This is a genomic window from Polaromonas sp. P4_F6 (assembly GCF_056401275.1).
On sequence record NZ_JBFUJQ010000008.1, the window covers coordinates 103993 to 130119 of the forward strand.

Consider the following 26127-nt stretch of genomic DNA (forward strand, 5'->3'; position numbering starts at 1 on the left):
GAACCCGCCGGAGCACTCACTGCGGAGCTTGCACGGCGACCGCGGCGGGCGCATCGGCGCGCTGCAGCGCCGCCAGCAAAGCCGGGCGTACCCAGCGCTGGAAAGCCCATCCGCCCGCCAGCCCCAGGCTCACCCAGAACGTCAGGGACACCCAGGTGGTGGCCCAGATGAACTGCGTGCCCAGCTGCTCGAGCGCGGCGTGGGCTTCAGGGCCGAAGCCGGCCAGGGCATCGCCCTGCAGCTTGGGCGCGCCCACCACAAAGGGCAGCGCCAGCAAGGCCGCGGCCACCAGCCAGCGCCAGGACGCGCGCGAGAATCCGGCCACGGCGCAGGCGCCGGACGCGCTGGCCACCGCCAGCACCCACCAGAGCTGGCGGGCCTGCAGCGGCGCGGCTTCCATGCCGGGCACTTCCGCATGCAGGCCCAGCGAGGGCCAGAAGTGAAAGCTCAGCCAGCCGGCCGCCGCCACCACGCCGGCCAGGCGCAGCGAAGCCACCGCGGCGCCGCGCCGGTAGAGCCACACGCCCATGACGGCGAACAGCAGCAGCGCCATGCTGAAGGCGTGCAGCATATTGGCCACCCAGGTCCAGCCGGTGCGCTCGGCGCCGTTGGCGGGCTCCCATTCCTTGGCCGCACCTTGCGGATGCTCATGGTCATGGGGCGCGGTGCCCGCGGCGTGCACATGGGCCGCGGGCGCTTCAGCCGGCTTGGGGGCCTCGGCCTTTTGTTCCTCATACACCTCGGCCGCCAGGATCAGCGGAGCGGCCTGCCAGCGCTGCACGCCGGTTTGCAGGCTGCCCACCACCACCGCGGTGGCCAGGGCCGCCCAGATCAGTCGTTGAAAAATCATGGATGTCTCCCGGGGCTGCTCAGTGGCAGGGTTTGACGGTGATGTGGCGCACGTCGTGCGCGGCGTTATGCGCCAGCGGGCTTTCGGCAAAAGCCACGCCATACAGGACGACCAGGCCGAGCGCCGCGGCGCCCAGCAGCGGGCGCAGCACGGCCAGGCCGGGGTTCAGGACGTCGGAAGGGCTGTGGGTCAGCGTTGTCGGTTCGGTCATGGTGATCTCCTTGGGTTGGCAGGGTTGATGGGTGAAAAAAGAAACTTGATTGATGCAAACGTAATGGATTCGGCCCGTCATGTCGAGCCCAGGCCGACAGGGGGCAGCCGCGCGAGTATGCCGCCGCGCAGGCGCTCGGGCCGCGTGTTGCGGGCCAGGTTGCCGTCGGCGCTGTGCTTGTGCAGCTGCGCGCAGGCAATCACCTGGGCCGCGGTTTCAGCGTCGGAAGGCAGGTCGCCGAAGTAATAAGTGAACTTGCCCGGGGCCTGCAGCGTCACGGTGCAGGCGCGGGAGCATCCGCTCATGCAGGCCTGGCCGCGCAATTGCAGGCCTTCGTGCTCGCCGGTGTCCAGCTCGCAGACCAGCAACGCGTCCTGCACGGCTTCGAACAGGGCCAGGCCCTGGGCGGGCAGCTCGCGCGAGGCGCCGGCCGGGCGGCAGGTGGTGCAGACAATGATTTCGGTATCGGTCATCGGTATGGGAAGGTTCAAGTCGGTAAGTGATTCATGCGGCGGGCAGTGCCAGGCGGTGCTCCGCGCCCCAGCGGACGGCCCAGGCGGCGCAGCGGCCCAGGGGTTTGCTGGCATCGTCAAAGTCCACGATCACCAGGTGCTGCGCGGCCGGCGGCGATGGTTGCTCCAGCGTGCGGCCGTCGGTCAGCAGCCACAGCCAGCATTCGATGGGGCCATTGCGGCGCAGCCTGCGCTGCAGCAGGCGATCAGCCTGGTGCAAGGCCTCGGCCAGCGGCGTGCCGCCACCGCCGCCCACCGGGCGCAGGCGCTGGCTGCCGGCGGCGCGCGCCGGGCCGGGCGGCAGCAATAGCTCCACGCCCTGCCCGCCAAAGCGCAGCAGCGCCACCTCGTCGCCCAGGCGCGCGGCCTGCTCGATCATGAACGCGGCATGGCCCTTGGCCAGGGCCAGGCGGCCGTGCCGGCGCATGGAACCCGAGGTGTCGAGCACGATGCAGTGCAGCCGGCTGGGGCGCAGCGCCACGGGCTGGCGGCGCAGGTGCTCGCGCTTGAGCGGCGACTGCCCCTTGGCCACGACCGTGGGCAGCCAGGCGATGGCGGCACTGCGCTGCCTGGCACCAGGCAGCGCGGCTGTTGTGAGAGGTGTGTGCGAGGGAGGCCACCGCCAGCCGCCGGGCCCTTTGCGCGGGCGGCGGCTGCGGTGGCCTAGGCTTTTTTTGGCGGCCACCCCGCGATCGCCTGGACCTTGGCCGTGCCTTCGGGCTGGGCCGGCAGCGCGCCCCAGTCGCCTTGCGGGGCGGATGCGGCAGACGGTTCATCTTGCGGGCGCTCTGGATGGTGTCGGGGCTGCTGCTGTGCCCCGGTGTTGGCAGGTGCTTGCGCTGCGCTGCCCTCGGGCCGGCGGTGCGCCAGCGCCAGTTCGGCCACGGCATCCACATCGGCCGTCGTCACTTCGCCGCGCCCTTCGAGCGCCGCCAGCGCGCGCGCGGCACGCAGCATCACCAGGTCGGCGCGCATGCCGTCCACACCGGCGGCGATCGCGCAAGCAGCCGCATGGTTCAGTACCTCGTCGGACCAGCCCAGCCGCGGCAATGCCGCGCGCGCGGCCACCAGCGCCGCGCTCAAGGCGGCCTGCTCCTGCGCATGCTGCTGCGCCAGGGCGGCGGGATCTTCGTCAAAGCCCAGGCGCGCGCGCAGGATGGCGGTGCGCTGTGCGGCGTCCACCGGGTTGGCCAGCACCAGCGACAGGCCGAAGCGGTCCAGCAGCTGCGGGCGCAGTTCGCCCTCCTCCGGGTTCATGGTGCCCACGAGCACAAAACGCGCGGCATGCTGGCGCGAAATGCCGTCGCGCTCCACCGTGTTCACGCCGCTGGCGGCCGCGTCGAGCAAGGCGTCGACCAGCGCGTCGGGCAGCAAGTTGACCTCGTCCACATAGAGCACGCCGCCATGGGCGCGCGCCAGGAGGCCCGGCGCCAGGCGCACCCGGCCGTCGCGCAGAACGTCTTCCACATTGAGCGTGCCCACCAACTGCTCCAGGCTGGCGGCCAGCGGCAAGGTGACAAAGGGCGCGCCGGGCAAGAGCGCCGCCAGCGCGCGCGCCGCGGTGGACTTGGCCGTGCCGCGCGGGCCGCTGATCAGCACGCCGCCTATGCCGGGGTCTATGGCGGCGAGCTGCAGCGCGCGCTGCAGTTGCGGCTGGCCCACCAGCGCGGTAAACGGAAAGGCCGCGCGCTCGGCGGGCTCGACAGTGATGTTCAGTTCGGGAGTATTCATGCCAGGGGTCCTTCTCCGTATTCTTCAAGCCGGCGCTCCAGCGCCAGCAAATGCTCTTCGATGCGTTCGCGGTGCTCGCCAGGCGCTTCCCAGAGGCCGCGCCGCATGGCTTCGAGCAGGCGCTCGCCGATGCTGCGCAAGGCCAGCGGGTTGTGCTGCCGCAAAAATTCGCGGTTGGTGTCGTCGTGCAGGTAGGCCTCGGCCACCAGCGCGTACTGGTGGTCGCCCACCACGCCGGTGGTGGCGTCAAAGGCGAACAGGTAGTCCACCGTGGCCGCCATCTCGAACGCGCCCTTGTAGCCGTGGCGGCGCACACCCTCCAGCCACTTGGGGTTGACGGCGCGCGAACGCACCACGCGCGCCACTTCCTCGCCCAGCGTGCGTATGCGCGGCGCGCCGGGCACGCTGAAATCGCCGTGGTAGAGCGCGGCGGGCTCACCGGTCAGGGCTTCGACGGCCACCGCCATGCCGCCCTGGAACTGGTAGTAGTCGTCCGAATCGAGCACATCGTGCTCGCGGTTGTCCTGGTTGTGCAGCACGGCGTCCAGGCCGGCCAGGCGCTGCTCGAAGCTGCCGCGCGCGGCCACGCCATGCCCGCCCTGGCCGTAGGCAAAGGCGCCCGCGCGCAGATAAGCCTGGGCCAGGTCGGCGCCATCGTTCCAGCGGCCGCTGGCCATGACTTCCTGCAGCCCGGCGCCATAGCCGCCGGGACGCGGGCCGAACACGCGCCAGCTGGCTTCGCGTTCGGCCGCCTCGGCATTCAGGCCTCTGGCCTGCGCCTCCAGCGCTTCGCGCCGCACACGGGCGCGGATGGGGTTCACCTCGTCGGGTTCGTCCTCTTCGCTGATCGCGGCCACGGCGCGCACCGCGGTGTCGAAGAGGTCTATGACATTGGGGAAGGCGTCGCGGAAGAAACCCGACACGCGCAGGGTCACGTCCACACGCGGCCGGTGCTTCATGGCCATGGGCAGCACCTCGATGTCCACCACGCGGCTGCTGCCCTCGGCCCAGCGGGGCCGCACGCCCAAGAGCGCGAAGGCCTGGGCGATGTCCTCGCCGCCGGTGCGCATGGTGCTGGTGCCCCAGACCGACAGGCCCAGGCAGCGCAGCATCTCGCCGTGGTCCTGCAGGTGGCGCTCGACCACACGCTCGGCGGCGGCAGCGCCCATGGCATAGGCGGTCTGCGTGGGCACAGCGCGTGTGTCCACCGAATAAAAGTTGCGCCCCGTGGGCAGCACGTCGGGCCGGCCGCGCGAGGGCGCGCCGCTGGGGCCGGCCGGCACAAACTTACCCGACAAACCACACAGGCACTGCGCAATTTCCTGCGGGCCACAGGCATCCAGGCGCGGGCGCAGCACCTCGCGCATGCGCCGCAGCACCGGCGCGCTGTGCGGCCAGGCGGGTTCGTCCCACGCTTCATCGGCCACCACATGGCCGGCCACCAGTTGGCGGGCCAGCAGCTCCAGGCGCTCGCGCGTGTGGCCGGCATGGCGCCAGGCGTCCTCGCTTTGCGCTTGCAGCACGGCGGGGCGTGGGCCATTCCAGGGCGCGGCCCATTCGGGGCTCAGTGCGTTAAAACCGTCCACGCCTTCCAGTTTCAGGTCGTGGGCCAGTGCCGTGAGCAGGCTGCGCTGGCCGGCGGCCGCACCGCCCGGAAAGCGCGCCAGCGCGACCAGCGTGTCGACCTGCTGGCGGCCCTGGGGCGATGCGCCCAGTATGTGCAGGCCGTCGCGGATCTGGGATTCCTTGATCTCGCAGAGGTAGGCATCCAGGCGCTGCAGCAACGCCTCACGGCCCGCGTCGTCGGCGGGTTTGGCAAAGCCCAGGTCGGCATGCAGGCCTTCGGCGAGCACGTGCGCCAGGATGTCCTCGCGCAGGCGCCGCGCGCGCCGCGGGTCCAGCGACAGGGCCTCGTAGTACTCGTCCATCTGCCGCTCCAGCTTTTGCAGCGGGCCGTAGGTCTCGGCACGCGTGAGCGCCGGCATCAGGTGGTCGATGATGACGGCCTGCGTGCGGCGCTTGGCCTGGCTGCCCTCGCCGGGGTCGTTGACGATAAAGGGATAGAGGTGCGGCAACGGGCCCAGGATGGCATCAGGCCAGCAGGTCGCACCCAAGGCCACACTTTTGCCGGGCAGCCATTCAAGGTTGCCGTGTTTACCCACGTGCACCACCGCGTCGACCGCAAACTGGCGGCGCAACCAGAAGTAGAAGGCCAGGTAGTTGTGCGTGGGCACCAGGTCGGCATCGTGGTAAGTCGCCACCAGGTCCAGGTCGCGGCCGCGCGCGGGCTGTATGCCGACAAACACATTACCCAGGCGCAGGCCGGACACCATAAAGCGGCCGCCACGCACCATCGGGTCCTGTTCGGGCGGGCCCCATAACGCGTTGACGGCGTCGCGGCTGGCCGCGTCCAGGCGATTGAAATCCTGCAGGTAGTCCGCCATGGCCAGGCTTTGCCCGGCGGGACGCATGGGGTTGGCCTCCAGGTTGTTGGTGACACCGGCCACCAGCGCGGCAATCAAGGCGTCGCCGCCTTCGGGCAATTCGCCCGTCGCGTAGCCTGCCTCCCGCATGGCGCGCAGCAAGGCCACGGTGGAGGCCGGTGTGTCCAGGCCCACACCGTTGGCCAGTCGGGCATCGTCATTGGGGTAGTTGGCCAGGATCAGCGCGACGCGCTTGGTGTCGTTGGGTTTGCCCTGCAGCGCGCACCAGCGGCGTGCCAGTTCGGCCACAAAAGCCATGCGTTCAGGCTCGGGCTGGTAGCGCACCACGTCCACCTCGGTGCGCTCGCAGCGCCAGGCCAGGCCCTTGAAACTGATGGCGCGTGTGCCTATGCGGCCGTCCACCTCGGGCAGCACCACCTGCATCGCGAGGTCGCGCGGCGCCAGGCCGTGCGGGTCGGCCTGCCATTGCTCCTGCGAGCAGCCCGCGGTGATCAGCTGCAGCACCGGGGCGTCGCCGGCCAGGGGCTCCATCTGCGCGCCCTGCACGCTGTCCACGTCGTCGCCGTCGAGTGCGGTGATGGCAAAGCTGGTGGCGTTGAGCACCACGCCCACGCCGTGTTCAGCGGCCAGCGAGCGCAGCAGCGCGAGGCTGGCCGGGTTCTTGAGCGAGTCAACCGCCACGGCCACGGTGTTGAGGCCTTCAGCGCTGAGTGCGGCCAACATGGCATCAAAGACCGCGGTGTTGCCGGCCTGCAAGTGGGCGCGGTAAAACACCAGCAGCGCGGCGGGCGCACCGTCTCGCCAGGGAGGACTCTCCAGCGGCTGGTAAACCACGGCGGGCGGCAGCACTTCGGGCGGCGCGGGGCGTGCGCCCAGGCCGAAGGCGGCGTGGCCTATCAATTCAAAAAATGTGCGCGCGTTGTCGCGGCCGCCTTCGCGCAGGCAGCGCCAGAGCTCGCGGCAGTCCTCATGCGGGGCGGTGCTGCGCAGCAGCAGTTGCAGGTCTTCGGCGGCATCACCCGAGAACAGGGCCAGCCATTGCCCTCGCGCGCCCGCCAGTTCACGCACCCGCTCCACCACATAAGCCCAGTCACTGGCGGCCCCCAGGTGGTCTATGACCACCACACGCGCATGCCGCAGCACCTCGTCGACATACATGTCGGCCGAGGCGGGCTGGCGCAGCCACATCAGATTGGCCAGGCGCACCGTGGGAAAGCCGGCGGGCAGCTGCTGCGCCGCATCGGCCAGCAGGGACAGCGTGGTGTCGGCCGCGCTGAGCACCACAATGTCGCCCGGCGTCTGCTCCACGCGCACCACGCCCTGGCCACCGTCTTCAACGTGGCCGCCGGGGCGGGTGGAGAGCAAATGCATGGCGTTCTTTTATCGTTACGCCGCGACAGGCACCGCCAGCGCCGTGCTCAGCTCGCTCTGCAACACCGCGGCATTGAGCCCGGAGCCGATCAGCACCAGACGGGATTGCCGCGCTTCGCCGTCGCGCCAGGGGCGGTCGAAGTAGCTGTCAAAGCGTGTGCCCACGCCCTGCACCACCAGGCGCATGGCCGAACCGGGCAAGGCCACAAAACCCTTGGCGCGGTATATCTCATGGCGCTCCACCACGCCGCGCAAGGCGGCCAGCAGTGCCTCGCGGCCGGGCACGTCCAGCGCCACCTGCACCGAGTCGAAGGCGTCATGGTCGTGGTCTTCCTCTTCGTCGTGGTGGGTCTTGCGCTGGTCGATCACGTCTTCGACCGCGCGCTCCAGGCCCAGCAGCACGCCGATGTCGATGCGGCCGTGCTGGGCCTGCACCAGCTTGACGCCGGGCGCGGTCTCGGCGCGGATCGCGGTTTCCACGCCGGCCAGTTGCTCGGCCGTCAAGCCGTCGGTCTTGTGCACCACCACCAGGTCGGCCGTGGCCAGCTGGTCTTCAAACAGCTCGTGCAGCGGCGATTCATGGTCCAGGTTGTCGTCGGCGCGGCGCTGGGCGTCCACAGCGACCGGGTCGTCGGCAAAGTCGCCGGCAGCCACCGCGGGCGCGTCCACCACGGTCACCACCGCATCGACGGTGAAGGTGTTGCGCAGCGTGGGCCACTGGAAAGCCTGCACCAGCGGCTTGGGCAGGGCCAGGCCCGAGGTCTCGATGATCAGGTGGTCGATCTGGTCGCGGCGCGCGGCCAGTTTTTCCATGACCGGCGCGAACTCTTCCTGCACGGTGCAACACAGGCAGCCGTTGGCCAGTTCATAGAGCTGGCCGTTTTCTTCGCCGTTCTCGTCGCAGCCTATGCCGCAGCCGCGCAGCAGTTCGCCGTCTATGCCGAGCTCGCCGAACTCGTTGACGATGACCGCGATGCGGCGGCCCTGCGCATTGGCCAGCAGATGCCGCAAGAGCGTGGTCTTGCCGCTGCCCAGAAAGCCGGTGACGATGGTGGCGGGGATTTTTCGGGTTTGCATGATGTGTCTCGGTTGAAGAAATTAACGGGGCGGCAGCGCCGTAAGGCATTCCACCAGCATTTGCGCGGCCTCGCCCAGGCGCGGGCCGGGGCGCGACAGCAGGTCCATGCGCTCGGTATCCAGCAGGCACAGCTGCTGCTGGCGCACCGCGGGCAGCGTGCTCCAGCCGGGGCGGTCCGACAGGTTGGACAGCGTGGCGCGCGGACCGATGATGATGTCGGGCGGGCGGCGCAACAGCAGTTCGGGGTTGATTCGGGGGAACAGGCCCAGCTCGCCGCTCACCACGTTGACCAGGCCCAGCCTGGCGACGGTCTCGCCGATAAAACTTTTGTCGCTGGCGGCGGACGAGCCCGCCCCCACTTCCACATACACGCTGCGCCCGCGCAGGGCGGCGGGCATGCGGGCGGCCGCGGCGTCAAGCTCGGCCTCCATGCGGGCCAGCAGTTCAGTGGCACGCGCCGGCTCGCCCAGCGTGTCGCCCAGCTTGAGCAGCATGCGTTTGAGGTCGGCATGGGTGCGCGCGTCAAAGGTCATGACCGGCACGCCCAGGGCTTTAAGCCTTTCACCGGCGCGGCTGCGTGGCCCCAGCAGGACCATATTCGGGCGCAGGGTGACGATGCGCTCGATCTGCGCGTCTTCCAGGCCGCCCACCTTGGGCAGCACCTGCACCGAATTGGGCCAGGTCGAATGACGGTCCGTGCCCACCAGCTGCGCGCAGTGGCCCAGCGCACACACGGCCTCGGTCAGCGAAGGTGCCAGCGTGACGATGCGTGACACCGGCTGCACACCCTGCGCCACCGCCAGGCTTGAGAGCAGCCCCAGGGTTGCCAGCGATGCCGCGGAAGGCAACAGGCGCATGGCCGAATAGGAAGCGGAGGAGAACAAGGTCTTAATCCTCTATGCCGCGTTGGGCGGGTACACCCGCCTTGAAATGGTGTTTGATAAGCGTCATTTCGGTCACCGTATCCGCCAGCTCCACCAGCTCGGCCGGCGCATTGCGGCCGGTCAGCACCACGTGCACATGCGGCGGGCGTTCACGCAGGCAGCTGAGCACAGCTTCCAGCGGAACCCAGCCGTAGCGCAGCGGGTACATGATTTCGTCGAGCACCACCATGAAGTGCTCGCCGGCGCGTATGGTGGCTTCGGCCCGGGCCCAGCCGTCCAGCGCCAGCTGGGCCGAGTGCTCCAGGTCGCGGCTTTTCCAGCTGAAGCCGTCGCCCAGGCCTTCAATCGGGATGCCCAGTTGCTCAAACAGCCGGTGCTCGCCAAAACGCGCGCTGGGTACTTTCATGAACTGGTAGACCTTGACGGCTTTGCCGCGGCCGTGGGCGCGCAGGGCCAGGCCGAAGGCGGCCGTGCTTTTGCCCTTGCCGTGGCCGGTGTTGATGAGGACCAGGCCGCGGCGCTCGCCGGTGGGTTTTTCGTAGGGGGTGGCCGAAGGTGGGGTTTCAATTTGCATGGGGGCCCTCTTGGGAGGTTGGGTAACTTTGGGCAATGCGATCCATTGCCCTTGCAAGGGGTGGACGGCAATGCGTCCGTCGAAGACATCTTCCAGGGCCCGGTGGGTCGCCAGATCGGCGCAGGGGCCCTGGTGGGTGACGCGGCCTTCGGCCATCACCACCAGGCTGTCAGCCTGCAGCGCCATGGTGATCTCGTGCAGCACGCTGACCACGGTCTTGCCCTCGGCCACCAGGGCCCGCACCACATCCAGCCAGTCGGCCTGGTGCGGCGGGTCCAGGTTGGCCAGCGGCTCGTCCATCAGCAGCACCTGGGCCTGCACTGCCAGGGCCCGGGCCAGCAGCACGCGCTGGCGCTCGCCGCCTGACAGCTGGCCCAGCGCGCGCTGGYGCCAGTCCCAGGCGCGGGTGGCGCGCAGGGCCTGCTCCACCGCCGCACGGTCGGCCGCGCTGGGCGGCGCCAGCCAGGCCTGGTGCGGCAGTCGGCCCAGCATGGCCACGTCCCATACGGTCAGGTCGTCGGCCGAGGTTTCATTCTGGCCCAGCCAGGCCAGCTGGCGGGCGCGCTCGCGGTGCGGCAGCTGCTGCAGGGGCTGGCCCAGCAGCGCGACGCTGCCGCTGTGCGGCAGCACGCCGGCCAGGGCCTTGAGCAAGGTGGACTTGCCCGCGCCGTTGGGGCCCACGATGCTGGTCCAGCGCGCGGAGGCGATGTCCAGGTTTATGCCGTGCAGCACCTGCTGCCTTTGCACGCCATGGCCCAGGCTGGCCGAGATGGACTGCGCGCCAAGGGCGATGGGAGTCGTCACCGTGCTCATGCCGCGCGCCCTCCGCCCAGGCTGCTGCTGCGGTGCATCAGCCACAGCAGGTAGCCGCCGCCCAGCACCGCGGTGAGCATGCCCACGGGCAGTTCCTGCGGCGCCATCAACCCGCGCGCCAGCGTGTCGGCGGCCATCAGCAGCACGCCGCCCATCAGGCTGGAGAGCAGCATCAGGTGGGCATGCGTGGTCTTGACCACGGAGCGCACCAGGTGCGGCGCGGCCAGGCCCACAAAAGCGATCAGCCCGGTCTGCGCCACGGCAGTGCCCGTGGCCAGCGCCAGCACCGCGACCAGTGCCGCGCGCATGGGCGCCACCGGCAGGCCCAGGCTGACGGCCGTGGCGTCGCCCAGGCTCAGGCCGTCGAGCACGCGTGCCAGCAGCCACGCGGCCAGCACGCACAGGCCCCAGACGCTGGCCATGAGGATGCACGAAGTCCAGCCGACAAAAGCGGTCGATCCCAGCATGAAGGCCTGCATGGCCTGCAGCGATTCGGGCGAAAACAGCAGTACCAGGTGCGTCATGGCGCCCAGCACCACCCCCACGACCACGCCGGCCAGCAGCAGGCGCAGGGTGTGGCCCACGCCGCGCGAGAGCACCAGCGTGAGCATCACCGCGAACACGGCGCCCAGAAAGGCCGCGCCGGTCAGGCCCAGGCGCACCCACAGGCTGCTGGAGAACACGCTGACGGCCACGCCGCCATTCATCATGCTTCCACCTACCGATCCGCCCAACATGCCGGCGCCGCCGCCCAGGGCGGCCAGCGCCAGCGCCACGCCGAGCGAGGCGCCCGAGGCGCTGCCCAGCAGGTAGGGGTCGGCCAGCGGGTTGCGGAACAGGCCTTGCGCCACCGCACCGGCCAGGCCCAGCAAGGCGCCGGCAGCCCAGGCGCCCAGGGTGCGCGGCAGGCGGATTTGCCAGATGATTTGCTGCGCCATCGCGGTTTGCGGCGGGTCCTGCGCGGGATTGAGCAAAGGCCCGATCAAATTTTCCAGCCCGGCGCTGCCCACGCAGATGCCCAGCGCCACCAGGGCCAGCGCGCCCAGCACACCGGCCCAGACCAGCCACCACACGCGGGCCTGCATCATGGTTTGGCTCCCTTGGGTGCTTTATCGGCTAAACAGCGGGCCATCAGGCGCGCGCCCTCGGCCATTCGCGGGCCGGGGCGCACCAGCACATCGGCCTCTTCGGTCGGAAAGATGCAAACGCGCTGCTCACGCAGCGCGCGCATACCTTGCCAGCCGGGCCGCGCCTGCAGGCCGTCGGCGCTGCGCTGGCCGACCATGATCAGGTCGGGATTGGCGCGGACTATGTATTCGGGGTTGAGCTTGGGAAAGGGCCCGAGCTTGGCCGGCACGATGTTTTTGACGCCCAGGCGCGTGAGCGTCTCGCCGATAAAGGACGACTCCCCCGCCGCATACGGGCCCTGGTTGACCTCGAAGTAGACCCGCGTGCCGCGCACGCTGGGCGGCAGCGACTGGGCCGCGGCCGAAACGCCAGCGTCGATCGCGCGCCAGATGCGCGCGGCATCGGGCACTTCGAGCAACTGGCCCAGCTTGAGCATCACGCGCTGCACGTCGGCATGGCTGCGGGGCTCCAGGGCCACCACTTTGAGGCCCAGAGCCTGCAGTCTGTCGCCCGCGCGCGAAGAGGTGGCCAGCAGCACCACATCGGGCTTGAGCGCGACGATCATCTCGATGTTGGGGTCCAGCCCGCCGCCGACCTGGGGCAGCTTCTGCACGCTGGCGGGGAAATTGGAATAGCGGTCCACCCCGACCAGGTTCTGGCAGCGGCCCAGCTCACAGACGGTCTCGGTCAGCGAAGGCAGCAGGCTGACGATGCGCTGCGGCGCCCGGGGCAGCGTGATGGTCGCGCCGCGATCGTCGGTCAGCTGCAGGGCGTGTGCGGCACCCGCGAAAGAGACCACAAACACAAGCGCCAGGAGGCGGAATGCCAGGCCGTTTTGCTCCGTGTCCCCCGCCCGCGTTGCGGGCTCCTCCTTTACCTGCGCAAAACACCCTGGCACTCCGCCCCGCAAGTACCGCATGAACGCGCGAAGGCATTTTGATCGGTACAGCCTCATGCCGCATCCTTCAAGGTGAGGGGCAGGCCTGCCGCCATCAGTGTCACGCGCTCGCAGGCCCCGGCCGCCTGCTGGTTGAGCTGGCCCAGTGCATCCACAAAGGCACGGGTTTCGCGGCCCAGCGGAATCACGCCCAGGCCGATTTCATTGCCGACCAGCACCAGCGGCCCCGGGGCGGACCCAATGGCGCTCACGAGCAGGCCCGCCTGTTCCCACGCGGCCTTGGCGGGCTCATCGAGCTCCAGGCCCGGCGCGGGCATCAACAGATTGGTGAGCCACAGCGTCAGGCAATCGACAACCACCAGGGTATCGGGCGCGCTGTGCCGCAAGAGGGCCTCGGCCAGCGCCAGCGGCTCTTCGACGGTGGCCATGCCTGGCAAGCGTTCGGCGCGGTCCTGCTGGTGGCGGCGTATGCGTTCGCGCATCTCTTCGTCCCAGGGCCTGGCGGTGGCGATGAAGACCGCACGGTGGCCGGACGACTGCGCGAGCCAGTGCTGGGCCAGCAGTTCGGCGCGACGCGACTTGCCGCTTCTCTGGCCGCCCAGGACCAGTTCGCTGCGGGCGATGTGCAATTCGCTCATGGCTTGAACGCTCCGGACTGGTCCGCATCCATCCACTGCAGGATGATCTGGTGCATCCTGGCCACGCCGTCGGTCAGCGCGGCCGGGCCGGGCTGCAGGATGTCGGGCGACTTGATTTCAAACAGCTGCTGGTGGCGCACGGCGTTCACGGCGCTCCAGCCCTCGCGCGCCACCACGTTCTCGGGCCGGAATTTTTTGCCGCACCAGGAGCCCAGGATGATGTCGGGGTTGCGACGAACGATCTCGGCGCCATCCGCGATGATGCGGTTCTTGCCCAGGGACTGCGCCGCGAGCTCGGGGAAACAATCGTCGCCCCCGGCCATGCCCAGCAGCTCGGACACCCAGCGGATCGCGCTGATGTGCGGGCTGTCCCACTCTTCAAAAAACACCTTGGGGCGGCGCGCGCCGGCGGCCACCCTGGCCGCCACGGCCGCCTGCATGGCGCGCAAGCCGGCCTGCATCTGCGCGATGCGCCGGACGCCCTGCTCCGCTTCGCCCACCATGGCCGCGAGCTGGAACAGCATGGAAAAAATTTCCGCCACGCTGCGCTGGTTGAAGATGGTGACTTGCACGCCGCGCTTGACCAGGTCGGCTGCAATATCGGCCTGCAGGTCCGAAAAGCCCAGCACGCAGTCGGGCTGCAGCGCCATGATCTTGTCCAGCTTGGCGCTCAGGAAGGCGCTGACGCGCGGCTTCTCGTCGCGCGCGCGTTTGGGCCGCACGGTGTAGCCCGAGATGCCGACGATGCGCCGCTCCTGGCCCAGCAGGTAAAGCCACTCGGTGGTCTCCTCGGTCAGGCAGACGATGCGCTGCGGGCCGGGATTGAAATGCAGCAGGTCGGCGCTCATGCGGGTACTCCGGCGGGCGCGGTAAACAGTTCCACCACGGCTTCGGGGCAGGAGGGAAACCAGGCGTGGAAATAACTGGCGCGCACCGCCGCATGCTGCCACACGGCCTCGCCCGCATCGGGCGCGGGTGTGGTGCCAGGCCGCGAGGTGCGGCCCACGGGCTGCAAAGGCGTGGCCGTGGTCGAGTAATGGAAGGTATGGCCGCGCAAGGTGCCGCCGGCCAGTTGCAGCTGCTGCGGGCCCAGGCCGGCCAGCAGCTTTTGCATGCTCACCTCGCCGGCCAGCACGCCCCACTGCGCATGGCGCCGGCCGTCCAGCGTGACCAGGGTGTCAAACAGCGCCATCATGCCGCCGCACTCGGCCCAGACGGGCTTGCCCGCGGCGACGTGCGCAGCCAGGCTGGCTCGCAGCGCGGTGTTGGCGGCAATCGTTTCGGCATGCAACTCGGGATAGCCGCCGGGAAGCCACAGCGCGTCGCAGGCGGGCAGCGCCGCGTCGGCCAGCGGCGAGAAAAACACCAGCTCGGCGCCCAGCGCGCGCAGGGTGTCGAGGTTGGCGGCGTAGATAAAACAAAAGGCGGCGTCGCGCGCGACGGCAATCGTCTTGCCGCTCAGCGCCAGATTTATGGGCGCAGGGGTCTCGGGGGCCGCGAAGCCCACCGCCCAGCGCTGCAAATCCTCCAACGTCATCCGGCCCAGCGGCGTGTCGGCCAGCGCGTCGGCCGCGGCATCCAGGCGCTCCATGGCATCCGTCACCTCGGCGGCCACGGTCAAGCCCAGGTGGCGCTTGGGCAGGCTCATGGCGGCATCGCGCAGCACCGCGCCCAGCCACTGCCCGGGCGCCACGCTGGCCTGCAGCATGGCCGCATGGCGCGCATTGGCCACGCGGTTGGCCAGCACCCCGGCCCAGGGCATGTGGGGGCGGTAGTGCTGCAGGCCGAAGGCCAGCGCGCCAAAGGTCGCCACCATGCCCGAAGCATCCACCACCGCCAGCACCGGCAGGCCAAAGCGCTGCGCCAGGTCGGCCGCGCTGGGCTCGCCGTCAAAGAGGCCCATCACGCCTTCCACAATGATCAGGTCCACCTCCTGCGCGGCCTCATGCAGGCGCGCCCGGCAATCGGCCTCGCCGGTCATCCACAGGTCCATCTGGTACACCGGCGCGCCGCTGGCCAGGGCGTGCCAGCACGGGTCCAGGAAATCCGGCCCGCACTTGAAAACCCGCACGCGCCGCCCCTGGCGCGTATGCAGCCGTGCCAGCGCGCAGGCCACCGTCGTCTTGCCCTGGCCGGAGGCCGGGGCGGCGACAAGGATGGCGGGACAACGGACGGTTTGTGGCATGGATGGAGGGATAAAGGTTTAGCGGGGTGCCCAGGTCACACCGACGTAGAGGTTACGCCGGGCGGTGGCATAGGTGTTGGCGGTCTGGTAAATCTTGTCGGTCAGATTCTCCAGCTTGGCCACCAGTTTCCAGTCGGGGGACAGCGCCGTCGTGGCGCTGAGGTTCATGACCGAGTAGCCGGGCAGCACCACGTTGCTGGTCTCGCTGTCGAAGGCGTGCGAGGCCATCACCAGGTCGGTCGCCAGCTGCCAGCCGCCCAGCGGCATTTCGGCGCCCAGCGTGCCGTACTGGCGCGAGCGCCGCTGCAGGGTGCGGTTGGTGATCCGGTTCTTGGGATTCTGCAAATCGAGTGAGCCGTGGATGCGGACATTGCCGACGGTCTCGGACGCCGTGAGCGTCAGCCCGGTGTACTGGGCCTGCGCGGTATTGGCATAGCAGCCGCGGTTGGCCAGCACCGTCGGCGGCCCGCCGTTCACGCAAGGGCCGTTGCCCGTGACAAAGCTCAGCAGGTTGGTCAGGCGGTTGCGGTACACCGTGATGCCGTACTGCGATGTGCCCTGGCTGTATTTGAGCGCTGCCTCCACGCTGCGGCCGGACTCGGGCTTGAGGGTCGAGGTGCCGTAAATGCTGAAGCGCTGGTACAGCGTGGGGACGCGGAAAGACGTGCCGGCGGAGGCGGACACCTTCCACTCCGGCGTGAGCGCGAAGGCATAGGCCGCGGAGCCGGTGGTCTTGCCGCCGAATTCGCTGTCCCTGTCGTGGCGGGCGTTGAGCTGCACGGTGTGCGCGCCGCCGCTCCAGCCGTAGCCCAGGCTCACGCCGTCCAGGGAACGGTTCTTGTTGAGCACACTCGCGCCCCCCGGTATGACCGCGGAGCCGACCAGGCGGAACACGTCCCGGCGGCTTTCCAGCGCGGCGCTCAGCAGGTGGGCGCCCAGACGGTATTCGTTCTGGAACAGCAGCGTGCTGATGGTGCTCTTGTCGTAGGAAATCTGGGGCGTCGAGCCGTTCAGGCCCTCTTCGCCGGAGTCGGTGCCCTGGGTCAGGGCCAGTTTGGTGCTGTAGCGATCGGACCATTTGGCCTCCCACTGCAGGCCCAGGGTCTGCAGGTCGGCGATGCGGCGGTAGTCACGCGTGGGGCCGCCGTCGTACTGGGAGTCCGTGTGGCTTTGCATCAGGTTGGCTTCAATGCGGTGGTCAGTATTGACCTGCAAACCGAGCTTGGCGTTGGCGCCCAGGCTTTTGTAGCCGTCGGCATCGGGGTTCTGGCCCGCGATGGTCCGCGCGTTGAAGCCGTCGCTCTGGCTCTGGCTCAAGCCCAGCGCATAGTCGAAAGCGCCCGCCGAACCGCTGGCGGCCAGTTCGACCCGGCTGGTGTTGTAGGAGCCGTAGCCCACCGACACGGAGGGCGAGAAAGGGCCTTCGCCCCGCTTGGTGAATATCTGGATCACGCCGGCCACGGCGTCCGAGCCATAAATGGCGCTGCTGGGGCCGCGCAAGACCTCGATGCGGTCGATCAGCGACAGCGGAATGTTGCTCCAGGAGGCCCCGCCGGCCGTCGCCTGCGACTCCACCCGCACGCCGTCGATGAAGACGGGGGTGTGGCGGCTTTCCCCGCCGCGCACAAACACACTGGTGTTCGCGCCAGTGCCGCCGTTGCGGGTGATCTGTATGCCCGGCACGCGCACCAGGATGTCGGCCAGCCCGACCGGGCCGGCGCGTTCAATGGTTTCGCGGTCTATGACGGTGACGTCGGCAACGACGTCGCCGATGGGCTGGGCGCTGCGCGTGGCGCTCACCACCATTTCCTTGAGCTGCGGCGCAACAACGGTTTGCGCGGCTGGGGTGGTCTGCGACAGGGCGGGAGAAGCCGCCAGAAAAGCCAGAGAGGCCAGCGGGAATGCGGCGGCCAGCGCCGTCGGGAGCACGGCCAGGCGTGCGTGGGGAGCAATATTCATGAATCAACAGTCAGCAATGGGCCCTCACCGGCTTCCCCGCCGGTGTGTGAGCGTTACAAACACCCAGTCCAGGGACTGGACGTGCGCGTTCACCTTGTTGGCCGGTATCCGGGCTGACGGAGCCGCCTCCATCGCCTTCCCAAACGCTTGTTCAAGGCGCTCAGTGGCTGATGATGAAAGCTGAATGAGCCCTGGCCGTGAGGCCGGGAAAGCGCATTCGTCCGTTTTACCGTTGCGGGGGCAGCGCAGGTTGAAGGTCTGGGCGCCGGCCTTCGGGCTTGGCCCGATATGCCTGGCTTTGACGCTCTCCTGCTTCCCGTTGAACTGCAGCATGTGAACCACACTGCGGGCACCAACAGGGGCGATTCTACGCGGCCCTTCCCCAGTTCAGGCCGCAAACCCTACAATCGGGCTTGCCATGGCGAACCAAACCCAAATCGACCAGATCACCGAACGCGTCGAGCGCCTGTTGCTGCGCTACGAGGAATTGCAGCGCACCAACGAGCTGCTGGCCGAACAGGTCGGCCTGCTGACGCAGGAGCGCGACTCCCTCAAGTCGCGCCTGGGCGCGGCCCGCGCCCGTGTCGATGCCCTGCTCGAGCGCCTGCCCGAAAGCAGCGGCCACGGCCATAAAACCACCGCGGGAAGCGAGTCATGAAGCAGCTCGAAGTACAGATCATGGGCCAAAGCTATTTGCTGGGCTGCCCCGAAAACGGCGACGCGCGCATGCTGGACGCGGTCAACCGCGTCGACATGGCCATGTGCCGGATCCGCGACGCCGGAAAAATCAAGGCGCGCGACCGCATCGCCGTGCTGGCGGCATTGAACCTGGCCTTCGAGCTTCCCGAGCGCACGCCGGGCGCCGCCCCCGTGCCGGCGGCCGCGCCGGCCGAGGCAACCACCGCCGGCAATGCCGAGAGCCCGCAGCTCGCGGCGCTGCTGCAGCGCCTGGACACCGCCCTGGGCATAGACGGCCGCCTGCTTTGAAGGCGGGCGCGCGCCGCCACCTATTCCGTTGCAGATCCCTTCATCGCGTCCCGGGCAAGGCCGCAAAGGCCTACAATGAAGACGTCTGCGATGCGTATTGGGCTTTATATTTCCTTGAACCAATGCTCTACGAGCACGGGCTTGGTAAATTGTCCGGCAGGTGTGATCGTCTCGCGTCAGACGAACCCGAAACCCGACTGCCCTCGCCCACCTGAACCCCGGTTCAGGATGACGGTCCAGTGGCACTCGCAGACACCTTATTCCCGCCATCGCCTTGCGCCCTCCGTCCCCCCCTCCAACCCCACCGTGTGCCGCAGCGCTTCCCGCGAAGCGCGGCAGGCCCGCGGCCACATGCCTGACGTCCCATGATGCTTGAACCCCTCCTGATTGTTGAACTGGCCTTGCTGGGCGTGGGCACCGGGTTTCTCGCCGGCCTGCTGGGCATAGGCGGGGGCATGCTGATGGTGCCCTTCATCACCATCATCATGTCGAACCGCGGCGTGGCGCCGGACCTGGCCGTCAAGATGGCGATTGCCACCTCCATGGCCACCATCATCTTCACCTCGATCTCCAGCGTGCGCGCGCACCACAAGCGCGGCGCGGTGCGCTGGGACATCGTCAAGCGGCTGGCGCCCGGCATCGTGATCGGCAGCATCATCGGCAGCCTGGGCGTGTTCGCGCTGCTCAAGGGCTCCTACCTGGCGATCTTCTTCGGCCTGTTCGTGAGCTTCTCGGCCACGCAGATGTTCCTGGACAAAAAACCCAAACCGACGCGGCAGATGCCGGGCACGGCGGGCCAGTTCGCGGCCGGCGGCTTTATCGGCTTTCTGTCGGGCCTGGTCGGCGCGGGCGGCGGCTTTATCAGCGTGCCCTTCATGACCTGGTGCAACGTGGCCATCCACAGCGCGGTGGCCACCTCGGCGGCGCTGGGCTTTCCGATCGCCGTGGCCAATGTGCTGGGTTATGTGATCAGCGGCCAGAGCGTGCAGGACCTGCCGGCCAACTCCTTCGGCTACATCTGGCTGCCGGCGCTGCTGGTGATCGCCGTGTGCAGCTTCCTCACGGCGCCGCTGGGCGCCAAGGCCGCGCACAACCTGCCCGTGGGCAAGCTCAAGCGGGTGTTTGCGAGCATCCTTTATGTGCTCGCGGCTTACATGCTCTACAAAGGCATAAGGGGTTAGCCCCCACGCTTTTCACTTCGCCTTCGGCTCCGTGTAATGCGCTGCCCCCCGAGGGGGCGCTGCGCCTGCGGCCCGGCAAAGCCGGTTCCGCGGCCCTGGCTGGTATGGGTGGCGGCTTGGCCGATGGGCCTATTTCCCCGTAACCTTCTTGATCACGGGCTTGATGTCTTCACGCCGCGCCGGCAGCACGACGGCGTTTTCACGTGGCGCGTTGAGCACGATGGACGTTGAGGTCTCCGTGAGGATGCAGAACTTGGTCACCACCGCGTCCAGGTGGGCCACGTCGATCACCGCAATTTCGAGCACCCAGCTGTCCTCGCCGGTGACGTTGTAGGCATTGATGACCTCGGGCGTCTGCTCGATCAGCTTGACGACGCGGGCGTATTCGACCCGCCCCACGCGGGCGATGGCGCGTATGCCGTAGCCCAGGCGCGCCAGGTCGACCTCGGCCCGGTAGCCCTTGATCACGCCGCCGAGCTCGAGCTTGCGCACGCGCTCGGTCACCGCCGGCTGGCTCAGGTGCACGCGGCGGCCCAGCTCGGCCATGGTGATGCGCGCATCGCGCTGCAGCTCGCCGAGGATGCGGCTGTCGTAGTGGTCCCATTCGGTGGTTTCGGTCATAGTGGGTTTCAAGCTTTAAATTCAAAGGCTGCTTGCGGTTTTGCCGTTAATTTTGCATGGCTTGGGCGCGCACGGCAACCTAACATCCCGGCATGACTTCCACCACCCTCTCCTCCCCCGCCGCCGGCAAGGCGCCGGCGCTGTTGATCCCCGCCCTGCTCGCCTGCTACCTCGTCTGGGGCTCGACTTACCTGGCGATACGCTTCGCGCTGCTCAGCTTTCCGCCGTTTTTCCAGATGGGCACACGCTTCCTGGCGGCCGGCGTGCTGCTGATGGCCTGGGTGCTGGCGCGCGGCCACAAGCTGCCCAGCCGGCGCGAATGGGTCCACGCGGCCGTCATCGGCACGCTGATGCTGGGCGGCGGCATGGGGCTGACGGCCTCGGCCGAGGTCCACATCGGCTCCGGCCTGATCGCCACCTTCATCGCCATCGTGCCCATGCTGGTGTCGGCCTGGGGCCTGCTGCTGGGCCAGCGGCCCAGCCGGCTGGAGTTCATCGGCATGGCGGTGGGCCTGGCGGGCGTGTTGATGCTGGTGCGGGGCGCGAGTTTCGGCGCGGCGCCGGTGGGGCTCGCCTGCATCGCGGGGGCCACGCTGCTGTGGTCGCTGGGCTCGGTGCTGTCCGCCACGCGCTTGCCGCTGGCCAGCGGCCCCGCCGGTTTTGCCAGCGAAATGTTGTGCGGCGGCGCGGTGTTGATGCTGATTTCTCTTGCACTGGGTGAGCATCGCGAGGCCGCCGCGAACTGGCCAGCGCAGCCCGAGGCGCTGCTCGCCTGGCTCTATCTCGTGGTGTTCGGCTCGCTGATCGCCTTCAGCGCCTACCTGTATTTGCTGGCCAATGCCTCGCCCGCGGTGGCCACCAGCTACGCCTTTGTGAACCCCTTGATCGCGATTTTCCTGGGTGCTTTTTTCGCCGGAGAGCGGGTCACAGGGGGCGAATGGGCCGCCTGCGGCGTGATTCTCATGGGCGTTTTCCTGATTTTCAGAGGTAAATCTGCAACATCCAGGCGCAAATAAAGTGGTTTTTCACTAGGAAACTGCGTTTTTCTCCAGTAGCATCCGCATTGCCACAAGGAAGTAGTTATCCGGGTGGTGATTTATCAACTTCTAGAAGGAAAATCAATCATGGCAACTGCAAAAAAAGCTCCGGCTAAAAAAGCGCCTGCTAAAAAGGCTGCTCCGGCAAAGAAAGTAGCTGCGAAGAAAGCAGCTCCAGCGAAGAAGGCTCCTGCGAAAAAGGCAGCGCCCGCGAAAAAGGTAGCCGCGAAGAAAGCAGCTCCCGCCAAGAAGGTTGCGGCCAAAAAGCCAGCAGCGAAAAAAGCGCCCGCCAAAAAGCGCACGCCCAATGCAGCGTTCATGAAAGCGCTGACCTTGAGCCCCGCACTGGCAGCCGTGGTGGGCGACAAGCCTCTGCCACGCACCGAGATTGTCAGCAAGCTGTGGGTTTACATCAAATCCAAGGGCCTGCAGGACAAGATCAACAAGCGCATGATCAACGCCGACGAAAAACTGCGCGCCGTTTTCGGCAAGGCGCAAGTGTCGATGTTCGAGATGGCTGGCCTGATCGGCAAGCACGTCAAGTAATCGGCTTTTGCCGATTTCGAAAAGGCCGGTTTCACCGGCCTTTTTTTGTGCCCGCTTCTTCCTGCATCGAGACGCGGCACACGCTCTCTGGCACGCATCCTGCATTACTCTTTTTACCTTCCAGGCATGTTTCATTAGCGCCGCAAGCGCCACTGTAGGCAGGCTGATGCCATAGGGTTACTCGGTAGCCCGCCGGCGGCGGCAATACCGAAAAATGAAGCTAATGTTGCTAAGATAAAAAATTCCCCGCGGCACTGCCCCGGGCCTGACTAGACAAGACAAGATTCCCCATGTTGATGCCATTGCATTTGAAGACCGGGGCGGCGGATATTTCCGCGCGCCCCACCTGTCGCCTTCGCGACGCAAATCTCCCTGCACGCGCTGACCGCTGCTTTAGCATCCCGCGTTTTTCCATCTCGCGATAATGCTGCGCTTCATCTTTACCCGTCTGAGCCTGATCATTCCCACCTTCCTGGGGATGACGCTGCTGGCTTTTTTCCTGATCCGCATGGTGCCGGGAGACCCGATTGAAACCATGGCGGGCGAACGCGGCATCGATCCGGTGCGCCATGCCCAGCTGCTCAAGGAATACGGCCTGGACCAGCCCGTTATGGTGCAGTACGGCATTTACATCGGCCGCGTCCTCAAGGGCGACCTCGGCAAGTCGCTGATCACGCAGGAGCCCGTGCTGCGCGAGTTCCTCACGCTGTTTCCGGCCACCATCGAGCTGGCCCTGTGCGCCATCCTGTTCGCGCTGCTGATCGGCATACCGGCCGGCATCCTGGCGGCGGTCAAGCGAAACTCCATACTCGACCACGGCGTCATGGGGGTGTCCCTCACGGGCTACTCCATGCCGATTTTCTGGTGGGGCCTGTTGCTGATCCTGCTGTTCTCGGTGCAACTGGGCTGGACGCCGGTCTCGGGCCGGCTGTCGGTGCAGTACTTCATCGAGCCCACCACGGGCTTTCTGCTGATCGACTCGCTGCTCTCGGACGACAAGGGCGCGTTCTGGTCGGCGGCCTCGCACCTGATACTGCCCATGATCGTGCTGGGCACCAACCCGCTGGCGGTGATCGCGCGCATGACGCGCTCGGCCATGCTGGAGGTGCTGGGCGAGGACTACATCCGCACCGCGCGCGCCAAGGGGCTTTCCAACCTGCGTGTGGTGGCCCTGCACGCGCTGCGTAACGCGCTGATCCCGGTGATCACCGTGATCGGCCTGCAGGTCGGCGTGCTGTTCACCGGCGCCATCCTGACCGAAACCATTTTTTCCTGGCCGGGCGTCGGCAAGTGGCTGATCGAGGCCATCAGCCGCCGCGACTACCCCGTGCTGCAGGGCGGCATCCTGCTGCTGGGCGCCATCGTCATGGCCGTCAACCTGCTGGTGGACATCACCTACGGCATCATTAACCCACGCATCAGGCACCAGCGATGAGCACGGCCACCTTGAAACCCGCTACCGCGCCCGCGCCGCCACACCCGCTGCGCGAATTCTGGAACTACTTCAGCGCCAACAACGGCGCCGTGATCGGCCTGGCCATCGTTGTCGGCGTGCTGCTGGTCGCGCTGTTCGCGCCGCTGCTGGCGCCGCACGCGCCCAACATCACCGACAACTCGGTGTTCCTCAAGCCGCCGGCCTGGCAGGCGGGCGGCTCCTGGACCTACCCCCTGGGCACCGACGCCATAGGCCGCGACATCCTGTCCCGCCTGATGTACGGCGCCCGGCTCTCGCTGGTCATAGGCCTGGCCGTGGTGGCGCTGTCGGTCATCGTCGGCACGGTGCTGGGCCTGCTGGCGGGCTTTTTCCGCGGTATCTTCGAGATCGCGGTGATGCGCCTGATGGACATCATCCTGACCCTGCCCAGCCTGCTGCTGGCCATCGTGATCGTGGCCATCCTCGGCCCCGGCCTGATGAACGCCATGCTGGCCGTGGCCATCGTGGTGCTGCCGCATTACGTGCGCATCACGCGTGCCGCGGTGATCGCCGAGACCTCGCGCGACTACGTGACCGCCGCGCGCATGAGCGGCGCCAGCCGCATCCGCCTGATGTTCAGCGAAATCCTGCCCAACTGCACGGCACCGCTGATCGTGCAGGCCTCGCTGGGCGTGTCCACCGCCATCCTGGACGCGGCCGCCCTGGGCTTCCTGGGCCTGGGCGCGCAGCCGCCCTCCCCCGAATGGGGCACCATGCTGGCCGATGCCCGCGAATTCGTGCTGCGCGCCTGGTGGGTGGTCACCTTCCCCGGCCTCGCAATTTTGATCACTGTGCTGGCCTTCAATTTGCTGGGCGACGGACTGCGCGACGCGTTCGACCCCAAGCTGAAGCGCTGAAAGATTTCGTATGGCATTGTTAGAAATAGAAAACCTCTCCGTCGAGTTCCCCTCGCAAAACGGCGTCATGCACGCCGTCGACGGCATCAGCCTGTCCCTCGAGGAAGGCGAAGTCCTGGGCATCGTCGGCGAATCCGGCTCCGGCAAAAGCGTCACCATGATGGCCTTGATGGGCCTGGTGGCCTACCCCGGCCGCGTCAAGGCCGACAAGCTGCGCTTTGCCGGCCACGACCTCCTCAAGCTGTCGCAAGGCGAACGCAACAAGCTCATCGGCAAGGACGTGGCCATGATCTTCCAGGAACCGACGACCAGCCTGAACCCCTGCTTCACCGTCGGCTTCCAGATCACCGAGACCCTGCGCCTGCACCTCGGCATGGACAAAAAAGCCGCCACGCGCAAGGCCATAGAGCTGCTCGAGCAGGTCGGCATCAATTCGCCCGAAAGCCGGCTCAAGGCCTACCCGCACCAGCTCTCGGGCGGCATGAACCAGCGCGTGATGATCGCCATGGCGATCGCCTGCAACCCGCGCCTGCTGATCGCCGACGAGCCGACCACGGCGCTCGACGTGACCATCCAGGCGCAGATCCTGGACCTGCTGCGCAGCCTGCAAAAGGAGCGCGGCATGGCCCTGGTGCTGATCACCCACAACATGGGCGTGGTGTCCGAAATGGCGCAGCGCATCGCGGTCATGTATGCCGGCCAGATCATGGAAGAGCAGGCCGCGCACGCCCTCTTCAACACGCCCCAGCACCCCTATACCGAAGCCCTGCTGTCGGCCCTGCCCGAGCGCAGCGACGGCAGTGCGCGCCTGGCGACCATTCCCGGCATGGTGCCCGGCCTCTACGACCGGCCCAAGGGCTGCCTGTTCGCCCCGCGCTGCGCCTACGCCACCGAGCATTCGCGCAACGAGCGCCCGCTGCTGCGCGCCTGGAAGGACGGCATGGTGCGCTGCCACTACCCGCTGGGCGACCCCAGCCGGCAGGCCAACATCGAACACGACACCCCGCTGGTGGAGGCCGCGCAATGAGCACCGCCGCCACCACTACTACTCCGGCTAACCTGCCAACCGGCCCCGTCGTCGAGGCCAAAAACCTCAGGCAGGTCTATGAAATCCGCCGCGGTTTCATGCGCAAGTCCGACCACCTGCAGGCCGTGGGCGGCGTGTCCTTCTCGGTCCATGCCGGCAAGACGCTGGCCGTCGTCGGCGAATCGGGCTGCGGCAAGTCGACCCTGGCGCGCATGGTCTCGCTGATCGAAACCCCGACCGGTGGCGAATTGACCATCACCGGCATTGATGCGGTGAACGGCGCCCAGGAAGAACGCAAGGGCCTGCGCAAGGCCGTGCAGCTGGTGTTCCAGAACCCCTACGGCTCGCTGAACCCGCGCAAGAAAATCGGCGCCATCCTGGAAGCGCCGCTGGAGATCAACACCAACCTCAATGCCGAGGAACGCGCCGCCAAGGCCCGCGCCATGCTGGCCATGGTGGGCCTGCGCCCCGAGCACTACGACCGCTACCCCCACATGTTTTCGGGCGGCCAGCGCCAGCGCATCGCGATTGCGCGCGCGCTGATGCTCAATCCCACCGTGGTGGTGGCCGACGAGCCGGTCTCGGCGCTGGACGTTTCCATCCAGGCCCAGGTGCTCAACCTGCTGGCCGACCTGCAGCAGTCCATGGGCCTGGCCTACCTGTTCATCTCGCACGACCTGGGCGTGGTGCGCCACATCGCCCACGACGTGCTGGTGATGTACCTGGGCCACGCCGTCGAGCAAGGCGAGAAAAACGCCTTGTTCAACCGGCCCCTGCACCCCTACACCCAGGCCTTGCTGGCCTCCACGCCGGGTCTCGCCGGCAGCACCGGCGTCAGGCAGCGCATCGTGCTCAAGGGCGAGCTGCCCTCGCCGCTGAACCCGCCCACCGGCTGCGTCTTTTCGACCCGCTGCCCGCATGTCACCGACCGCTGCCGCGCCGAAAGGCCGCAGCTGCGCGAAGTGGCGGACCGGCAGGTTGCGTGCCACTATGCTGAAAACTTTCTCACTGCGTGACCCAAAACCGTGCACACCCTGCATGGTTTCCAGGCCACGTTTTTTAATGACCAGAACGCTCAACGTCACAAATGTTGCGCAATCTGGCCGCAAGCCCCGCTGCGA

At 67.9% G+C, this 26127-nt stretch carries 25 protein-coding genes, 1 pseudogene and 1 riboswitch; of the genes and pseudogenes, 9 read left to right on the plus strand and 17 right to left on the minus strand.

Going from position 1 to position 26127, the window contains the following annotated elements; genetic code table 11:
• Nucleotides 1-16: 16 nt before the first annotated feature.
• From AC1DUN_RS18275 to AC1DUN_RS18350, 16 genes and pseudogenes are all read right to left on the minus strand, one after another.
• Nucleotides 17-850, minus strand: a complete 834-nt coding sequence (locus AC1DUN_RS18275) for a CbtA family protein (protein ID WP_477715210.1) — start codon at nucleotides 848-850, stop codon at nucleotides 17-19.
• 19 nt (nucleotides 851-869) lie between these two features.
• Nucleotides 870-1061: a CbtB domain-containing protein gene (locus AC1DUN_RS18280; RefSeq protein ID WP_074575189.1), complete on the minus strand. Its 192-nt coding sequence runs from the start codon at nucleotides 1059-1061 to the stop codon at nucleotides 870-872.
• Between the two features lie 77 nt (nucleotides 1062-1138).
• The gene (locus AC1DUN_RS18285; protein WP_477715211.1) at nucleotides 1139-1534 is read right to left on the minus strand and encodes a DUF1636 family protein; all 396 of its coding nucleotides are present in this window, start codon (nucleotides 1532-1534) and stop codon (nucleotides 1139-1141) included.
• A 31-nt stretch (nucleotides 1535-1565) separates the two neighbouring features.
• Nucleotides 1566-2258, minus strand: coding sequence for a vWA domain-containing protein (locus AC1DUN_RS18290; protein ID WP_477715212.1), 693 nt, complete (start codon nucleotides 2256-2258; stop codon nucleotides 1566-1568).
• Nucleotides 2237-3304, minus strand: coding sequence for a magnesium chelatase ATPase subunit I (locus AC1DUN_RS18295; RefSeq protein ID WP_477715213.1), 1068 nt, complete (start codon nucleotides 3302-3304; stop codon nucleotides 2237-2239). Before AC1DUN_RS18295 ends, AC1DUN_RS18290 begins: the two co-directional genes overlap by 22 nt.
• A complete protein-coding gene (gene cobN, locus AC1DUN_RS18300) occupies nucleotides 3301-7119 on the minus strand; it encodes a cobaltochelatase subunit CobN (RefSeq protein ID WP_477715214.1) in 3819 nt (1272 codons plus the stop codon). Before cobN ends, AC1DUN_RS18295 begins: the two co-directional genes overlap by 4 nt.
• A gap of 15 nt (nucleotides 7120-7134) precedes the next feature.
• The gene (cobW, locus tag AC1DUN_RS18305) at nucleotides 7135-8196 is read right to left on the minus strand and encodes a cobalamin biosynthesis protein CobW (protein ID WP_477715215.1); all 1062 of its coding nucleotides are present in this window, start codon (nucleotides 8194-8196) and stop codon (nucleotides 7135-7137) included.
• 21 nt (nucleotides 8197-8217) lie between these two features.
• Nucleotides 8218-9081 carry an ABC transporter substrate-binding protein gene (locus AC1DUN_RS18310; RefSeq protein WP_477715216.1) on the minus strand — a complete coding sequence of 288 codons (864 nt, stop codon included), beginning with the start codon at nucleotides 9079-9081 and terminating at the stop codon, nucleotides 8218-8220.
• Between the two features lie 4 nt (nucleotides 9082-9085).
• Nucleotides 9086-9655 carry a cob(I)yrinic acid a,c-diamide adenosyltransferase gene (gene cobO, locus AC1DUN_RS18315; protein WP_477715326.1) on the minus strand — a complete coding sequence of 190 codons (570 nt, stop codon included), beginning with the start codon at nucleotides 9653-9655 and terminating at the stop codon, nucleotides 9086-9088.
• Between the two features lie 27 nt (nucleotides 9656-9682).
• Nucleotides 9683-10468: pseudogene (locus AC1DUN_RS18320) on the minus strand (ABC transporter ATP-binding protein); the annotation flags it as partial.
• The gene (locus tag AC1DUN_RS18325) at nucleotides 10465-11556 is read right to left on the minus strand and encodes a FecCD family ABC transporter permease (protein WP_477715217.1); all 1092 of its coding nucleotides are present in this window, start codon (nucleotides 11554-11556) and stop codon (nucleotides 10465-10467) included. The pseudogene AC1DUN_RS18320 and the gene AC1DUN_RS18325, both read right to left, overlap by 4 nt.
• The gene (locus AC1DUN_RS18330; protein WP_477715327.1) at nucleotides 11553-12410 is read right to left on the minus strand and encodes an ABC transporter substrate-binding protein; all 858 of its coding nucleotides are present in this window, start codon (nucleotides 12408-12410) and stop codon (nucleotides 11553-11555) included. Before AC1DUN_RS18330 ends, AC1DUN_RS18325 begins: the two co-directional genes overlap by 4 nt.
• A 137-nt stretch (nucleotides 12411-12547) precedes the next feature.
• Nucleotides 12548-13132 carry a bifunctional adenosylcobinamide kinase/adenosylcobinamide-phosphate guanylyltransferase gene (gene cobU / locus AC1DUN_RS18335; protein ID WP_477715218.1) on the minus strand — a complete coding sequence of 195 codons (585 nt, stop codon included), beginning with the start codon at nucleotides 13130-13132 and terminating at the stop codon, nucleotides 12548-12550.
• A complete protein-coding gene (locus tag AC1DUN_RS18340) occupies nucleotides 13129-13980 on the minus strand; it encodes an ABC transporter substrate-binding protein (RefSeq protein WP_477715219.1) in 852 nt (283 codons plus the stop codon). Before AC1DUN_RS18340 ends, cobU begins: the two co-directional genes overlap by 4 nt.
• Nucleotides 13977-15317 carry a cobyrinate a,c-diamide synthase gene (locus tag AC1DUN_RS18345; RefSeq protein ID WP_477715220.1) on the minus strand — a complete coding sequence of 447 codons (1341 nt, stop codon included), beginning with the start codon at nucleotides 15315-15317 and terminating at the stop codon, nucleotides 13977-13979. The genes AC1DUN_RS18340 and AC1DUN_RS18345 overlap by 4 nt, the downstream gene beginning before the upstream one ends.
• An 18-nt stretch (nucleotides 15318-15335) precedes the next feature.
• Entirely contained in the window at nucleotides 15336-17276 is a 1941-nt protein-coding gene (locus AC1DUN_RS18350; RefSeq protein WP_477715221.1) for a TonB-dependent receptor domain-containing protein, read from the minus strand.
• A gap of 83 nt (nucleotides 17277-17359) precedes the next feature.
• Nucleotides 17360-17648: riboswitch (cobalamin riboswitch) on the minus strand.
• 46 nt (nucleotides 17649-17694) lie between these two features.
• On the opposite strand from AC1DUN_RS18350, the gene AC1DUN_RS18355 reads away from it, so the two are divergent.
• The 3 genes from AC1DUN_RS18355 (at nucleotide 17695) to AC1DUN_RS18365 (ending at nucleotide 19444) form a co-directional block, all read left to right on the plus strand.
• A complete protein-coding gene (locus AC1DUN_RS18355; protein ID WP_074575200.1) occupies nucleotides 17695-17934 on the plus strand; it encodes a DUF904 domain-containing protein in 240 nt (79 codons plus the stop codon).
• Nucleotides 17931-18263: a cell division protein ZapA gene (locus AC1DUN_RS18360; protein WP_477715222.1), complete on the plus strand. Its 333-nt coding sequence runs from the start codon at nucleotides 17931-17933 to the stop codon at nucleotides 18261-18263. Before AC1DUN_RS18355 ends, AC1DUN_RS18360 begins: the two co-directional genes overlap by 4 nt.
• A 365-nt stretch (nucleotides 18264-18628) precedes the next feature.
• Nucleotides 18629-19444 carry a sulfite exporter TauE/SafE family protein gene (locus AC1DUN_RS18365; RefSeq protein WP_007872126.1) on the plus strand — a complete coding sequence of 272 codons (816 nt, stop codon included), beginning with the start codon at nucleotides 18629-18631 and terminating at the stop codon, nucleotides 19442-19444.
• 129 nt (nucleotides 19445-19573) lie between these two features.
• Here the strand turns inward: AC1DUN_RS18365 and AC1DUN_RS18370 are convergent, their stop codons facing one another.
• Nucleotides 19574-20065 carry an Lrp/AsnC family transcriptional regulator gene (locus AC1DUN_RS18370; RefSeq protein WP_007873193.1) on the minus strand — a complete coding sequence of 164 codons (492 nt, stop codon included), beginning with the start codon at nucleotides 20063-20065 and terminating at the stop codon, nucleotides 19574-19576.
• 92 nt (nucleotides 20066-20157) lie between these two features.
• Here AC1DUN_RS18370 and yedA point away from each other — a divergent pair, with 92 nt between their 5' ends.
• The 6 genes from yedA to AC1DUN_RS18400 all read left to right on the plus strand — a co-directional run bounded on the left by yedA (nucleotide 20158) and on the right by AC1DUN_RS18400 (nucleotide 26022).
• Nucleotides 20158-21081 carry a drug/metabolite exporter YedA gene (gene yedA, locus AC1DUN_RS18375; protein ID WP_477663187.1) on the plus strand — a complete coding sequence of 308 codons (924 nt, stop codon included), beginning with the start codon at nucleotides 20158-20160 and terminating at the stop codon, nucleotides 21079-21081.
• 108 nt (nucleotides 21082-21189) lie between these two features.
• Nucleotides 21190-21648, plus strand: coding sequence for an SWIB/MDM2 domain-containing protein (locus tag AC1DUN_RS18380; protein WP_036840065.1), 459 nt, complete (start codon nucleotides 21190-21192; stop codon nucleotides 21646-21648).
• Between the two features lie 424 nt (nucleotides 21649-22072).
• The gene (locus tag AC1DUN_RS18385) at nucleotides 22073-23083 is read left to right on the plus strand and encodes an ABC transporter permease subunit (protein ID WP_477715223.1); all 1011 of its coding nucleotides are present in this window, start codon (nucleotides 22073-22075) and stop codon (nucleotides 23081-23083) included.
• On the plus strand, nucleotides 23080-23979 hold the full coding sequence (locus tag AC1DUN_RS18390) for an ABC transporter permease subunit (protein ID WP_007873180.1): 900 nt from the start codon (nucleotides 23080-23082) through the stop codon (nucleotides 23977-23979). Before AC1DUN_RS18385 ends, AC1DUN_RS18390 begins: the two co-directional genes overlap by 4 nt.
• Before the next feature lie 10 nt (nucleotides 23980-23989).
• A complete protein-coding gene (locus AC1DUN_RS18395) occupies nucleotides 23990-25006 on the plus strand; it encodes an ABC transporter ATP-binding protein (RefSeq protein WP_477715224.1) in 1017 nt (338 codons plus the stop codon).
• Nucleotides 25003-26022 (plus strand): peptide ABC transporter ATP-binding protein, encoded by a 1020-nt coding sequence (locus AC1DUN_RS18400; protein ID WP_477715225.1) that lies wholly within the window; start codon nucleotides 25003-25005, stop codon nucleotides 26020-26022. Before AC1DUN_RS18395 ends, AC1DUN_RS18400 begins: the two co-directional genes overlap by 4 nt.
• Nucleotides 26023-26127 lie beyond the last annotated feature (105 nt).

Excerpts from the sequence above, each read along its gene's own strand:
- AC1DUN_RS18275 (WP_477715210.1), bottom strand. The coding sequence starts at position 850 with ATGATTTTTCAACGACTGATCTGGGCGGCCCTGGCCACCGCGGTGGTG.
- AC1DUN_RS18280 (WP_074575189.1), bottom strand. The coding sequence starts at position 1,061 with ATGACCGAACCGACAACGCTGACCCACAGCCCTTCCGACGTCCTGAAC.
- AC1DUN_RS18285 (WP_477715211.1), bottom strand. The coding sequence starts at position 1,534 with ATGACCGATACCGAAATCATTGTCTGCACCACCTGCCGCCCGGCCGGC.
- AC1DUN_RS18295 (WP_477715213.1), bottom strand. The coding sequence starts at position 3,304 with ATGAATACTCCCGAACTGAACATCACTGTCGAGCCCGCCGAGCGCGCG.
- cobN (WP_477715214.1), bottom strand. The coding sequence starts at position 7,119 with ATGCATTTGCTCTCCACCCGCCCCGGCGGCCACGTTGAAGACGGTGGC.
- cobW (WP_477715215.1), bottom strand. The coding sequence starts at position 8,196 with ATGCAAACCCGAAAAATCCCCGCCACCATCGTCACCGGCTTTCTGGGC.
- cobO (WP_477715326.1), bottom strand. The coding sequence starts at position 9,655 with ATGCAAATTGAAACCCCACCTTCGGCCACCCCCTACGAAAAACCCACC.
- AC1DUN_RS18325 (WP_477715217.1), bottom strand. The coding sequence starts at position 11,556 with ATGATGCAGGCCCGCGTGTGGTGGCTGGTCTGGGCCGGTGTGCTGGGC.
- cobU (WP_477715218.1), bottom strand. The coding sequence starts at position 13,132 with ATGAGCGAATTGCACATCGCCCGCAGCGAACTGGTCCTGGGCGGCCAG.
- AC1DUN_RS18340 (WP_477715219.1), bottom strand. The coding sequence starts at position 13,980 with ATGAGCGCCGACCTGCTGCATTTCAATCCCGGCCCGCAGCGCATCGTC.
- AC1DUN_RS18345 (WP_477715220.1), bottom strand. The coding sequence starts at position 15,317 with ATGCCACAAACCGTCCGTTGTCCCGCCATCCTTGTCGCCGCCCCGGCC.
- AC1DUN_RS18350 (WP_477715221.1), bottom strand. The coding sequence starts at position 17,276 with ATGAATATTGCTCCCCACGCACGCCTGGCCGTGCTCCCGACGGCGCTG.
- AC1DUN_RS18355 (WP_074575200.1), top strand. The coding sequence starts at position 17,695 with ATGGCGAACCAAACCCAAATCGACCAGATCACCGAACGCGTCGAGCGC.
- AC1DUN_RS18360 (WP_477715222.1), top strand. The coding sequence starts at position 17,931 with ATGAAGCAGCTCGAAGTACAGATCATGGGCCAAAGCTATTTGCTGGGC.
- AC1DUN_RS18365 (WP_007872126.1), top strand. The coding sequence starts at position 18,629 with ATGATGCTTGAACCCCTCCTGATTGTTGAACTGGCCTTGCTGGGCGTG.
- AC1DUN_RS18370 (WP_007873193.1), bottom strand. The coding sequence starts at position 20,065 with ATGACCGAAACCACCGAATGGGACCACTACGACAGCCGCATCCTCGGC.
- yedA (WP_477663187.1), top strand. The coding sequence starts at position 20,158 with ATGACTTCCACCACCCTCTCCTCCCCCGCCGCCGGCAAGGCGCCGGCG.
- AC1DUN_RS18380 (WP_036840065.1), top strand. The coding sequence starts at position 21,190 with ATGGCAACTGCAAAAAAAGCTCCGGCTAAAAAAGCGCCTGCTAAAAAG.
- AC1DUN_RS18385 (WP_477715223.1), top strand. The coding sequence starts at position 22,073 with ATGCTGCGCTTCATCTTTACCCGTCTGAGCCTGATCATTCCCACCTTC.
- AC1DUN_RS18390 (WP_007873180.1), top strand. The coding sequence starts at position 23,080 with ATGAGCACGGCCACCTTGAAACCCGCTACCGCGCCCGCGCCGCCACAC.
- AC1DUN_RS18395 (WP_477715224.1), top strand. The coding sequence starts at position 23,990 with ATGGCATTGTTAGAAATAGAAAACCTCTCCGTCGAGTTCCCCTCGCAA.
- AC1DUN_RS18400 (WP_477715225.1), top strand. The coding sequence starts at position 25,003 with ATGAGCACCGCCGCCACCACTACTACTCCGGCTAACCTGCCAACCGGC.